The organism is uncultured Serinicoccus sp., assembly GCF_947500995.1.
GTDB lineage: Bacteria > Actinomycetota > Actinomycetes > Actinomycetales > Dermatophilaceae > Ornithinicoccus.
In genome coordinates this window covers 699,895-712,963 of sequence record NZ_CANMUA010000001.1, presented here as the reverse complement: position 1 = coordinate 712,963, position 13,069 = coordinate 699,895, and the positions used below count along the sequence as shown (strand labels likewise).

At 70.9% G+C, this 13,069-nt stretch carries 7 protein-coding genes and 1 tRNA gene; 2 read left to right on the top strand and 6 right to left on the bottom strand.

The window, feature by feature from the left end; all coding sequences use genetic code 11:
- The coding region (locus Q0967_RS03150) for a transposase (protein WP_298750880.1) at positions 1–242 on the bottom strand (242 nt) is incomplete at its 3' end.
- A 222-nt stretch (positions 243–464) separates the two neighbouring features.
- The gene (locus Q0967_RS03145; RefSeq protein WP_298753165.1) at positions 465–2,792 is read right to left on the bottom strand and encodes a hypothetical protein; all 2,328 of its coding nucleotides are present in this window, start codon (positions 2,790–2,792) and stop codon (positions 465–467) included.
- Positions 2,793–2,889: 97 nt separating this feature from the next.
- On the opposite strand from Q0967_RS03145, the gene Q0967_RS03140 reads away from it, so the two are divergent.
- Positions 2,890–4,172 (top strand): IS3 family transposase gene (locus tag Q0967_RS03140; protein WP_299448990.1). Its coding sequence is split into 2 segments (ribosomal slippage): positions 2,890–3,163 and positions 3,163–4,172, totalling 1,284 coding nucleotides; the frame shifts between segments, so codons are not numbered across the junction.
- A gap of 1,262 nt (positions 4,173–5,434) precedes the next feature.
- Here Q0967_RS03140 and mobF read toward each other — a convergent pair.
- On the bottom strand, positions 5,435–9,265 hold the full coding sequence (gene mobF / locus Q0967_RS03135) for a MobF family relaxase (RefSeq protein WP_299448988.1): 3,831 nt from the start codon (positions 9,263–9,265) through the stop codon (positions 5,435–5,437).
- A gap of 608 nt (positions 9,266–9,873) precedes the next feature.
- Positions 9,874–9,950: transfer RNA gene (locus Q0967_RS03130), tRNA-Pro, on the bottom strand.
- Between the two features lie 110 nt (positions 9,951–10,060).
- Here Q0967_RS03130 and Q0967_RS03125 point away from each other — a divergent pair.
- Positions 10,061–11,506 (top strand): ATP-binding protein, encoded by a 1,446-nt coding sequence (locus tag Q0967_RS03125; RefSeq protein WP_298749091.1) that lies wholly within the window; start codon positions 10,061–10,063, stop codon positions 11,504–11,506.
- Here Q0967_RS03125 and Q0967_RS03120 read toward each other — a convergent pair.
- Positions 11,497–12,489: a metallophosphoesterase gene (locus Q0967_RS03120; protein WP_298749090.1), complete on the bottom strand. Its 993-nt coding sequence runs from the start codon at positions 12,487–12,489 to the stop codon at positions 11,497–11,499. The two genes, Q0967_RS03125 and Q0967_RS03120, sit on opposite strands and share 10 nt — an antisense overlap.
- Positions 12,490–12,509: 20 nt before the next feature.
- Positions 12,510–12,974 carry a GatB/YqeY domain-containing protein gene (locus Q0967_RS03115; RefSeq protein WP_298749088.1) on the bottom strand — a complete coding sequence of 155 codons (465 nt, stop codon included), beginning with the start codon at positions 12,972–12,974 and terminating at the stop codon, positions 12,510–12,512.
- Between the last annotated feature and the right edge of the window lie 95 nt (positions 12,975–13,069).

Genomic DNA, 13,069 nt, shown 5'->3' with positions numbered 1-13,069 from the left:
TTGGGGACCGCCACGTCCAAGGTGCCCACCCGGGTGTCCAGGGGCCGGTGCCGGTAGCCGTTGCGCTGCGCGAGGCGGCCGGCGGTGGGTTGGCCGTACTCGGCGCCGACGACGGCGTCGGCGTCCGCGGACAGCAGGCTGTTGATGATCGACTGCAACAGGTGGCGCATCAAGTCAGGGCTGGCCTCGGCCAGGGCTTCGCCGAGCAGGCCAGCAGGGTCGACAATGTGGGGAGCGGTCATCGTGTGACTCCGTTCGAGGGTGCTGTGGAAGGTTCACTCGAAGGATCACGCGGTGGCCGCGTCCTCGTCCGGCACACACGCCGGAGACGACGACCTCAGCTACCGCGCTACACCACTATGCGGGACTCAACTGCACCGAAGGACCGACGAACGAAGCGCGGCGCTAAGCGTGGGTAGCTGCGCCGCTGTCGCCCTGTCGAGGGATCCCATGAAACCGGCTGGTTAGTGGCGTAGCACCTCAATGCTCACGTTGTCGTAGTCCTCAACGGTGATGGAGAGCTCCAGGTCACTGGAGCGGCCGGAGATTTCGGAGGTCAGTGGGACGTCGGTGATGACGTTCCGGTCGGTCCAGCTGGACCACCACCCGTCGGTCCGGGTCAAGAACTCGGGCGGCTGCCCGTCCACCTCAAAGCGCACGCGGCCCCGCCCGTGGGTCTCGGCGCGGACCCACAAGGTGCCACCGGACGGAATGCTGACAGTGATCCGGCCGTGCTCGTCGAGATCCCCGGTATTCACTCTGGGCAGGGCCGCCATGGGCGAAGCGATCGGAGAGCCTATTGGCTCCTCACCCACGGGCCGGCTGGTCGCCGACACCCGTGCCGCCGCGAAGTCGAAGTCGTTGTAATCGACCGGCTCGTAGGCGAGGAGCAGACCCGCAGCAGAAGTGGGGGTCGCGGGTGCCATGGCGAATTGTCTCCGTGGGTCGGAGGGATCCGCACTGGTGGTGAGGTACTCCTCCCGCAGCCGCCCGTCATTCTGCATGGCCTCCTCGATGATGCGGGAGATGTCGGACGGGTCTTCCACCTGTCGCGCGACGGTCAGGCTGCGGCCCTGTCGCACGGCACCCTCGCGCCACAACAGTGGTCGTGCCGCGGCCAACTCCTCGGATTGCGGGTGCAGGAGGACCCAGGTGACTTCCTCGCCCAAGGCGGGGTCCAGCAGCTCGCGCTCCAGCCCGTCCGTCGGCACCTCCCAAGCACCGGCCAGACGGTGGCCCCAGACGAGTTCCGGTGCCTCGCCCTCGTCCGCCTGCGGCAGGGGGTCGTGGTCGGAGTCGCCCGGAGCGGCGCGGGTGGCTACGACCTGGACGTGCTCGGTGCTCTCGGCCAGGACCTCGACGACGGCGGAGCGCTGTTGGCCACCCTCGGGGACCAGGTCATCCGGCAGGGCGAACTCTCGTGCCGACCCGGGCACATAGACCACCCAGCGGCCCTCGCGCACATCCGGCTGCTGGCCGCGCCACCCAGCATCGCCGCCGGCCCACCTCTTGAGATCGCCGTCGTCGGTCACCGGTACGCCGTCGACGAGCACCGTCACAGCGCCCTTCCGCCCGGACCACACCCGGATGGTGCTGTCTGGGGAGAGCTGGACCGGCTGCACCAGCCTGCCGCCCTGGTCGTAGGGAAGCGCAGGGCCCAGCTCATCGACAGCGACCGCCGCCGGGGGGATGGGTGGTCCGGCGGTCAGGTCGCCATCGGGCAGCGGCTCGACCGCGACGCCATCGGTCTGCGCGTAGAGCCCCAGCACGGCACTGCCGTCCGGCGGCAGGTCACCTGTGACGCGGACCCGCGCCTCACCGCTTGCGGGCAGCGCAACGATGTGGTCCAGCCCCACTGCCGGCTCTCCCGCGGTGCCGGCACAGGGCAGAGTGAGCGTCGATCCCTCTACCGTGATCTCGCCGACGGGGCGGGCGAGGGCTGGGTCGTCGGCTGGAGGCATGTCGCACCACAGCACGGCGAAGGAGGCGAGCTCACCACCGAAGCGTGCGTCGCCGGTGTTGAGGGTCAGGTCGGCGCTCCGTCCGGGGGTGAGCTTCAGGGTTTCCATGCGGGTTAGGTCCGCCGCACGGCTCGGCGGTTCGCCGTCGTCGTCCAGCTCGAAACCGGCCTCGGTGAGGTTCACCGCATCGGGCACGACGACCCCCGGACCCGTCGGTGCCGCATCGTCGGACCCGGTGGCCTCGTCGCGGTCGGGGGAGAGCGCATACCCGCAAAGCACCGCGAGCGGCACCGCCGCGGCCGCCACCCACCACCACCGGCGCCGGTCGCGGGCCGGCGGCTCCGGCGGGGCCTGGGTGAGGGTTGGGTCGACAACCGCGGCCAGGTCGGAGCCGTGCAGCGCGTAGCGGTCCCCGACCGCCTGGAGGGCGGTGTCCAGCCCCGGTGTGGCGGGCAGCAGACGTGCGACCTTCTCGGCCGGCAGCCGCAGGGCCTCAACGATGTCGGCACTGCTCGCCCCCTCAACGAGGTGCAGCACTGCGACCGCCCGCTCGCGCGGACGCAGCCGCTCCAGCACGTCGCCCGCGTCCCGGACCCCACCTGCCGGCATGCGCTCGGCGCGCCGGGATTGGGTGCGCAGGTAGGCGCGGACCAGTTCGCCCCGCATTTCGCGCCACCCGGCACCCGGGGCCGCGGAGACCAGTGCCCGTACCGTGAGCCGCGTCGCGCCGTTCGTGCTCCCGGTAAGCATGGCCGCCAAGAGGTGTAGGCGGGCACCGTGCTCCACGAACAGGTCACCCTGGTCGCTGTCTTCCTCCCGCGCCACTGCCATCGACCCAGTCTCGCAAAGACCTCAGCGATCTGTCGGTGCGAGATGAACCGCCCCAGGTTTGATGCCGCTCCTGTTTGAGTACAGGAGGATGAGCACCATGCCGAAGAAGATCGATCCGGAGCTTCGTGCCCGGGCGGTGCGTCTGGTCAGAGAGCACCAGCAGGAGTACGCCACGGTGACCGAGGCGATGACCGCAGTCGCCAACCAGCTAGGAGTGGCGCGGGAGTCGGTGCGTCGCTGGGTGACCCAGGCCGAGGTCGACGCCGGGGACCGCCCTGGAGTCACCAGCGCCGAGAACGAGGAGATCAAGCGGCTCAAGGCCGAGAACCGGCGGTTGCGCGAGGACGTGGCGATCCTGAAGGCGGCCACGAGTTTCTTCGTGGGGGAACTCGACCCCCGCAACCGCTGATCATGGGCTTCATCGACACCATGAGGGCCCAGGGCTACGCGGTCGAGTCGATCTGCCGGGTGCTGCGCGAGCAGGGCTGCCAGATCGCCGCGCGGACCTACCGCAGCTGGAAGTGCGCCACCCGGGTCGTGGCCGCGCGCACCGTCACCGACGCCCAGGTCATGCACGCCGTGCGGGACATCGCCTGGACGACCGACCAGCACGGCCGGCGCCGGCTCACGCCCGAGGGGCTGTACGGGCGGAGGAAGATGACCGCCTACGTGCGCCGCACCAGCCTGCCTAACGCCTCCGCCGGGGCGGTAGACCGCGCCATGACCATCCTGGGCCTGTCCGGGGTGCGGCGGGACAAAGGTGTGCGGACCACAATCCCGGCCAAGGACGGCACCCGTGCCGGTGACCTGCTGAACAGGGACTTCACCGCCGCCGCCCCGAACCACGTGTGGGTGACCGACTTCACCTACGTCAGGACGTGGGCGGGCTTCGTCTATGTCGCGTTCATCCTGGACGTGTTCTCCCAGCGGATCGTGGCCTGGCACGCCGCGACGAGCAAGGTCACCGACCTGGTCATGATCCCGCTGCGGATGGCGCTGTGGGAGCGTGACCGCCAGGGACGCCCTGCGGTCGCCGGTGAGCTGATCCACCATTCGGACGCCGGGTCGCAATATACGAGCCTGCGGCTGACCGAGCACCTGGCCCTTGAGGGCATCCGGCCCTCCATCGGGTCAGTGGGTGATGCGTACGACAACGCGCTCATGGAGACGATCAACGGCCTGTACAAGGCCGAGTGCGTCCGCACCACCGTCTTCCATGACGGGCCCTACAAGACGATCGCCGATGTGGAGTACGCGACCGCCGGCTGGGTCGACTGGTACAACAACCGCCGGCTCCACTCGACCCTGGGCAACGTCCCACCGGCCGAGTACGAGCAGGACCATTACGCTGCACTCAACCCTGAGCCGCAGCCCACATGAGAGCGGCAGAGAACCTGGGGCGCTTCAAGAAGCTCCATTGTCAGGCTGCCGTCCTCGTGTGCCGTCGACAGCCATGGGCATAGAACGTCCAGAGGTCGTCTTCAGCCGCTCGGGACAACTATTGGACCCGTCCTGGACGTTGCCCCCGTCCTCGCCCTAATCGCGTCAAACACCTACGCGATCTGCTGAGAAATTGATGGCTCAGTGACGACCGTTTTCGAGTCGAAGTGACCAACAGGGTTGTCCACGGCAGTGCCGTTCGAGTGGAGGCCAGCCAACCAGTTCGTTGGCCGAGGATGCTGCGCTCGTCCGTGATGGCCGGGTGCTCCCAACCGAGTTGAAGTCGGGCTGCCCCACGAAGGCGTCGGACGCATGCGAGCAGCCGCAGGGCCGAGACTCGTTAGCGCTGCCCAGTCCCAGTCTGAGCACCCGGATAGGATCGGCTGATGGACGGACGCACTCTCGTGGCCATAGCCATACCTCTTTTGGCAGTTGGCCTTCTCCTCAACATCGTCGCTCTCAAGCGGCGACGGTCGACGGGCAACGCGCGAGAGGGTACTTCGCTCACCATCGTGGGTACGACGTGCCTACTTGGGTTCGCAGTGCTCATGATCGTCGCGGCTTTCCGATTCTGAGCAGGCATGGGGATCGGGGCTGACGCGGCATCAAGAAGCAGCTTGCGCTGACGTGGATTATCCACCGTCGGCCACCACCCATAACGCAGCGTTTCCTACCTGGAAGCGTGCTGGCGGACCTGGTCCGGTGACGACCGTTTTCGAGTCACGTCGGGTGGGCCGCGTCGAGTCAAGTTGTGGCCGGAGTGTCGGCGGCTCGATAGTTTGACTCGAAATCCTGGCGGCTCGGAAGTCGTTGCAGATCAGACTTTCGAAGAGAGGCTGGAGGTGGCTCATGGGAAAGCACCTACCCACAGGAAGTCGAGCTTTTCAGACCAACGCGCGCTGCCACGGCGCTGCGGCTAGGGACTGTAGGTCTGGCGCTCGTGTCGCCCGAACGGGGGAGCTCGTTGCTCCACTGGGTGACCAATCTCGCCCTGCTGCTCCTGCCGTCAGCGTCTTGGCGGCGGGACCGGGCCAGTGCCTTGGCCGAGGTCGTCATGGCACGTCACTTCTTGCTTGCCTGGGATCCGCAAAGGGATCCCAGGTGGGTCAGGCTCACGCCGCATCGGCCGGTCCGCCCGTCCTGTATTCGGCACGACAGTGATGTATCGACCGTGCCTTTCCGCACTCTCGTGGTGGATACGGTCAGCGTGACGGACCACGAGGTTGCCGGGAAGTGCTGTCATGGAGTCGTGGGCGCTCTGCCAGTCGTTGACCGGAGCGGAGCCTGTCGCTGGCCGCGTCTGCGGTGGCGGTAGAGGACACGGGTGACGGTTCTGCCAGCCGGTGCATGAGCCGAGACTGGTGCCTGGCTGCCTGGGGGTCTTTGGTCGGCGGCCCCGTAGGGTTGGGTTCGCTGGGTGGGATGTCGTGGGCAGCTCGCCAGATGGCCAGGTCGCCGATGAGCTGGTCGTCAATGTTCGGGGGCAATGTCCGTCGCCATTGCGCCCGTCCCGTCGCGTCGACCTGCTGTGCTTCGTGGGTGACGCGCTGCCGCAGGTCGTCAATGTGCTGGGTGAGCCGGTCGAGGTAGGCGTCCCTCTCTTGGTCTTGGCGGAGGACTGGTGGGACGGCGGGCAGCCAGGGCAGGGGCGCGTCCCGGTACGACGGTGGGGTGGTGCCGGCGATGCGCCAGGCAAGGACAGCGGCGGGGTCGTCAGCCTCGCTGAAGGACTGCTTGCCGCCGTACCAGGTCGCGTCCCGCAGGACGGTCTGTGGTGGGGTGCCGTCGACCCAGCGCAGCGCGAGTTGGCCGCGCAGGTGGGGGTATGCCGGTTGGTCGGTGAGGCCGGGCATCCACCGTTCGAGTGCGCCGTCCAGGGCTGTCATCTGCCTTTGCCCGAGGTGGTGCTGGGCCAGGACGGGGAGGGCGTCCTGGTAGGCCAGCACTGCCTGGCGCAGCAGTTGTGCGGCGTCGCCGTGTTCGGTGGTCGTGGCCGAGTGGGCGCGGCCGTCGCGGGCGAGGATGTCGGTGAGCACCTGTCGCGGCTCCACGGCCACGTCCTGGACCTCGAGACCGACACCGTCACCGGTGGTGGTGGGTGTGGACAGGTAGAGGTGGTTGGTGGCTCTGCCGCGGGAGAGGGCGACGTACAGGGCCTGTCGGGTCTCGGTGCCGGTGAGGACGGTGTGGGTGGTGTCCACGGTCGCGCCCTGGGCGCCGTGGATGGTGCTGGCGTACCCCAGCTGGACGTGCTCGGCCACATACCCGGCCGGCAACACGAAGCTAGCGGGCTTCCTCGCTCCGTCGTCGTGGTGGCGTTGGACGCTGACGCCCCCATCGGGGTGGACGGCGGTGACCCGCCACCGGTCCCCGTTCTTCACCCACGACCCGTCCGCGGCGCGCTGGCTGCGGTCGTTGCGGCGCGTCATCACGGTGTCACCGGCACTGGCACGGGTGCCGTCGCCCAGGGACACCTCGCGCCCTGACGGCTCCGCGGTGCTGTCGAGGCGGTCTTGGCGGGCGCGGTGGTTCAGCTCGCGCACGGTGTCCCGGGTCGCGGCCAGCAGCAGGCTGGACAGCCCGGCCTTCTGGTCGGCCTTCCAGGCCGCGTATGCGGCGTCGGTCACGTCCTCGGTGTCACCGGTGTGGACCCGGTCGCGGTCGACGTAGTGGTCCAGGGCGGCGGGGTCGCCGTCCCGGATCGCGAGAGTGGCGGCGCCTTCAGCGGGGTCGGTGAAGCGGTGCAGCTCGGTCAGCGTGGCGGTGGTGCCGTGCGCGTGGCCCTGCTCGGCCAGGTCCCGGAGGACCCCACCGGCCGACACGGCGGTTAGCTGCTGGTCGTCCCCCACCAGGCGCACACTTCCGCCGGCGTCGATGACGTGCCGGACCACGGCCGCCAGGTCGCGGGTACCGGCCATCCCGGCCTCGTCGATCACCACCAACGTCCCCGGCCCGACCGCTCCAGCCATGGCGGAGGGCGCACCCTTGCCGGCTGAGGCACCTGCCGTGACGTGGTCGTGGAGGTGCTTGGCGATCGTGTCGGCGGGGATGCCGGTGGCCCGGCCGAGCTCGTCGGCGGCGACCGCGGTAGGCGCCAGACCCATCACCGTCCCGCCGGACGCCTCCCACGCCCGGGCCAGTACCCGCAGCGCCGCGGTCTTGCCCGCCCCTGCCGGCGCCAGTGCCACCTGCACCCGGCACCCGCTCGTGGCCAGGTTGCGGACCATCGCAGCCTGGGAGCGGTCCAGGCCCGGCCCCTCTGCGTTCGCGGCGGCCAGGGCGGTCTCGACGGTGTCGGCATCGGTCTGGCGGCCGTCGCGGCGCAGCGCGATGGACAGCAGCTCCTCCTCGGCGGCCAGGATGGTCTTTGAGGTGTAGGCCTGGCTGCCGTGCACGACGTGCGCCGACTGGCCGTCCGGGCGGCGCAGCACCCCCGGCTCGCCCAGCTCCGGCGGCACCCCCACTGGGACCGAGAAGCCGTGCAGGACCCACCGTTCGACCTCACGGGCGTGCTCCTCCAGCCTGTCCAAGGGAACTTCCGCGGCGCGGAGCTGGCGCTGGGTTTCGGCGCGCACGTGCCAGATCTGCCACGTCGCCCGCGACCCCTCCAGCACCGACACCACCCGCGCCGCGAGGATCTGTGGACGCACCGCCCTGCTGCGCCCCGCCGGTGTGCGCCCCGAGGGCGCCCCCACCCGCGGACCTGGGGCAATACCCGGACGAGGGCCATCTTCCTGGTTGCGCCCCCAGCGTCCCGCGGTGCGCCCCGACGCCGCCCCCACCACGCTCTCGACCATCCCCTCCGGGCAGCGTCCCTCCCGGGCGAGCACGGCGGCCGCCTGCGCCCACCAGGCCTGCCGTTGCTCGGCCTCGGAGCAGGGTTCGTGCTTGCCCGGTCGGGTCTCCAGATTCGCCTGCTGCGCCAACGCCAACGACTCCACCGCCGTCGGCGCCCGGCCGTGGTCAACCCGGAACGCGGTGGCCAGGTCGCGCTGCCGGACCTCGATCGCCTCCCGCCGCGACGACCACGCAGACAGCAAGGCCGGGTCGATCCCCGCGACTTCCCGCACCGCACGCCTCCCCTCCGGTGAGGGACGCTCGACGAACCGCACCCCGAGGCGCTCGACGAGGCCTGCCTCGAGGTGGGTGTTGTAGTGCTCGGAGGCCATGACCTTGGCCTTGAACAGCATCCTCCCGTCCAACGTCAACCACCTCCCGCCCTCCTCCGGCAGCGACTGCACCTTGTTCGAGACCACGACATGCGTGTGCAGATCCGGGTCCCCGGTCCGCGAGTCACGGTGGTCGAACGCCGCCGCCACCAACCCGACCACGGGCACCTGCCGGATCCCGCCCTTGCCCACCCGCGTGAACGCGACCTCCTTCTCCAGCACGGCCAGGGTCACGCGGACCGCGTCCCGGTGCGCGGCCTCCACCTGCTTCGCGACGTCCGGACTAGCAAGGGCCCACAAGGCCGAGACCGACTTCACCGGCGAGAACGTCAGGTCGAACCCCGCCACCGGCACCTGCGCCGGCCGCGACGCCCGAGCCACGAACCTCGTCAGCTCGGCCTCGTCCACCGGTGCCCGACCGAGCCGCTCCTCGAAGACGTCCCGGGCGACTCGGGTGCGGATCCGCGCCCGCTCCTCGGAAGCGATCGGAGCGTTCCACGGCAGGCCCTGGCTGGTGTTGTGCTCGCTGAACGCCCGCGCCGTCACCTGCCGCAACGTGGTGGCGTCAAACGTCGGGAACGCCCGCCCCAACCCGCCCCACCCGTTCGCTGCCGCTCCGGGCTCTCCGGAGCGCGGGTGTCGGCCCTGCCCAAACAGCAACCGCATCTGCTCCTCGGTCACCACATCCCCGACGGCGAGGTCGAGCCCGGCCAGGCCGGTGCCCAGCCACCGCCCCGGCGCCTCGCCCTTCTCCTCGTAGTACGACGCCAACCCGGCCTGCCGGCGCTCCGTCGCATCGTGCTGGGCGACCTGGCTCGTCAGGTACGTGTACCCGCTCCCCGCGGCCAGTTTGTGCAACGTCATCACACCTACCAAAAGCCGCGATCCCCAGCGCGGGCGTTCACCAATTTCGGGACGAACCTCACCGAGTGCACCAGGTGTGTCCTTCTCGAGCGCAGCGAGGGCTGTGCGACTGTCGGCGATAGGGGGGCGCGACAGAGGGTGGTGCGCGTGTGAGGGACGAGGGGCCGTGGACCGGGGGAGGGGACCGTGAGAGGCGTTCGCGCGAGGGCGTCGCGGGGTCGGCTGGCGCGGTGAGGGTGCTGACGCTCCGGCGGTGTGCGACGGTCGGGGCGCTGTCGCGGCGGTGGAGGGCGGTCCCTCGCCTTCGCGTCTGCCGGGCGGTGAGCGTCGACGCGCTGTCTCACGGCGGCCACGCACGTGACCGAGGTCGAAGTGGTGCACACGTGCCGACATCGCCCATCATGGGTTGATCTCGCTGCGCCGCGCCCGGCCGGGTCCTGCCCGGCGACGGCGCTCTGGCCAGACGCTACCGGGCCTCCGGTCACGGGGGTCCGGAGCCCACGGAGCCGGCTGGTGGAGCGGATCTCCAGGCACGTTCAAGGCACGGCCAGGAAATCGAAAGGGCCGCCGACCCTGCGTTTTCGCAGGTCAGCAGCCCTTTCGTGCCATGGTCGGGGTGACAGGATTTGAACCTGCGACCTCTTCGTCCCGAACGAAGCGCGCTACCAAGCTGCGCCACACCCCGTGGCTCCTGCGCCGACCTCCCGGGCCGTACGCAGCGTCCGCAAGGATAGCCCACGCCCACCGCCGCGACTAAATCCGCCGGACTGTCCGGGCGGCCCGTAGGTTGGTGGCATGGACGACGAGGTCAGGGGATTCCTCAACAGCTTCGCCGAGGCGGTGGAGATGGCGCACCGTGCGATGGGCACGCACGGAGGTGAGCCGCTCGCGGACCGCCTCACGGCATACCTCGGCACGCCGGTCGCCGACGTGGCCGTCGTGACGGAGGAGGTGACGAACCACCGCTACGCCGACTGGGACGTCGCGCTGGCCGAGGTCGCCGGTCGGGACCCCGAGGCCTCGCAGGTCGGGGTGGGCGGTGGTGACATGCGCCACCACGTGTCCCTGGGGGACCTCGTGGGCGGTGGCCACGGCCGGGCGCCCGTCGGCCAGGTGGACTACGTCTCCGTCGCTGTGGGTCCCCACGAGCACCGGCGGGCGATCGGGCTCGGCCTGCGCCTCTTCCGGTATGCCGGGTATCCCGTCGCGGTGATGCAACGCAAGGGCGCCCCTCAGTACGGCCGTGACAAAGGGTCCCTGGAGCTCCTCTGCGCCGACGAGGACACCCGGGCAGCCCTTCTCGACGAGTTGCGCGCGGTGGCCTTGGAGCGCAGCGTGCTCCGGGGACAGGTCATCGCCTTCGAGTCCTCGGGCTACGGCCCGGAGTCGCAGGGGGTGACCTTCCTCCCCCGTCCCGACGTCACCGAGGACCAAGTGGTCCTGCCGCCCGGCTCGCTGGACCGGATCGCCGCGCACGTGACCGGCATCGCCGAGCACGCCGACACCCTCCGACGGCACGGCCAGCACCTCAAGCGCGGCCTCCTGCTCTACGGTCCGCCGGGCACCGGCAAGACCCACACGGTCCGCCACCTCGTCTCCCGCAGCCCGGGCCACACGGTGGTGCTGCTCGCCGGTGAGTCCCTGGGCTACATCTCGCTGGCCGCCTCCTTGGCCAGGGCCCTCCAGCCCGCCGTCGTGGTCCTGGAGGACTGCGACCTGGTCGCCGAGGACCGAAGCATGGGACCTGGTGGGCGTCCGCTGCTCTTCGAGGTCCTCGACGCGATGGACGGCCTCGACAGCGACGCCGACGTGACCTTTTTGCTGACCACCAACCGCGCCCAGGCCCTCGAGCGGGCCCTGGTGCAGCGGCCCGGCCGCGTCGACCTCGCCGTGGAGATCCCGCTGCCCGACGAGGCGGGGCGGCGCCGGTTGCTGGAGCTCTACCAGGCCGATCTGGCGTTCGGCGAGGAGGCGCTGTCCGACGCCGCGCGCCGGACCGCAGGCATGACGGCCTCGTTCGTCAAGGAGCTGGTGCGTCGGGCCGTGCTCGTGGCGGCCATGGCGGGTGAGGAACCGGGAGACAGGCATCTGCACCGCGCCCTCGACGGGTTGCTGGCGAGCCAGGAGGAGCTCACTCGGGTGCTGCTCGGCAACAGCCGGCCCGGTGACGAGGAGGGTCGTGCGACGTCGGGAGCGACCGGTTGGCAGGAAGGCGGCGGGTGCGGCGACCCCTACGGCTGAGCCGGGCCGTCGGGCGAGAGCGTCAGCAGTGTCGCCTCGGGACGGCAGCAGAACCGGAACGGCGTGTAGGGGTTGCCTCCGAGGCCCGCGGAGACGTGCAGCCAGGCGGCGTCCGGGGGGAGGTCGGCCGGCGACGTCGCGCGGGCCCACCGCGGGGCGGGGGAGGCCCCGGCTCCGGGCCACCACCGCGACAGGCCACGCGCCCGGGCGGTGTCGAGGTCGCAGTTGGTGACGAGGGCGCCGTACCCGGGGACCCGCAGCTGACCGCCGTGGGTGTGACCGGCGATGAGCAGGCGCGCCCCGTCGTCCACCATCGGGTCGAGCACCCGCTGGTACGGCGCGTGGGTGACCCCGACCGTCAGGTCCGCGAGCGGGTCGGCGGGGGCGGACACGCGGGCGTAGTCGTCCAGCCCGAGGTGGGCGTCGTCGGTGCCGACCAGCTCGAGGCGGACGCCCGCGACGTCCACGCGCTGTCGGCGGTGCGTGAGGTCGACCCAGCCGCGCCGGGTCAGCCCGTCGACGAGGTCCTGGGTCGGCAGTCGTCGCGGCGTGAGGTCGGCGCCCTTGCGGTGGCTGTCGTTGAAGTAGCGCAGCGGGTTCTTCGCCGTGGGCGGGTAGTAGTCGTTCGACCCCAGGACGAAGACGCCCGGGCGGTCGAGGAGCGCGCCGTAGGTGTCCAGCGCCGCCGGCACCGCGTCCATCGCGGCCAGGTGGTCGCCGGTGTGGACGACGAGGTCGGGCTCCAGGGCCGCCAGGCCACGCACCCACTCGCGCTTGCGGTGCTGGCGCGGCACGAGGTGCAGGTCGGACAGGTGCAGCACGCGCAGCGCCGGCGTGCCGGTCGGCAGGCAGGGCACGGTCACCTCACGGAGCGCGAACCACCGCGGCTCCACCCAGGTGGCGTAGGCCGCCAGACCCGCCCCGACCACCGGGCCGGAGGCGAGCGCAGCGGCGAGCGGGCGGCGTACCGTCGAGGACGACATGGACGTCGGACGTCGGCTGCTCAGGCGCCCAGCGCCTGCTTCACCGCGGCGGCGACCCGGCCGCCCTCGGCGCGTCCGGCGACACGGGGCTGCAGCACCTTCATGACCTGGCCCATGCCGCGCATGTCCGTGGCGCCGGTCTCGGCCACGGCCTCCCGCGCGAGCTCGGCCAGCTCCTCGTCGCTGAGCTGGGCAGGCAGGTAGGCCTCGAGCACCTCGAGCTCGGCCTCCTCCTGCGCCGCCAGCTCGGGCCGCGCGGCACCGGTGTAGGCCTCCGCCGCCTCACGGCGCTTCTTGGCCTCCTTGATGATGACCCGCAGCACCTCGTCGTCGGACAGCTCGCGCGCCTGCTTGCCGGCGACCTCCTCGGTCGTCACGGCGGACAGGGTCATCCGCAGCGTGCCTGCCCGCACCTTGTCCTGCGCGCGCATGGCAGCGGTGAGGTCCTGCTGGAGGGTGGCCTTGAGGCCGGTCTGCTCGGTCATGCCGCCAGTGTCTCACCCCGGCTGCACGCGGCCGGAGCGGTTTCGTCGAGCCGGGAGAGCGGGGAGCTCTGCGTGCCGACCGTGCGTCCGGTGCG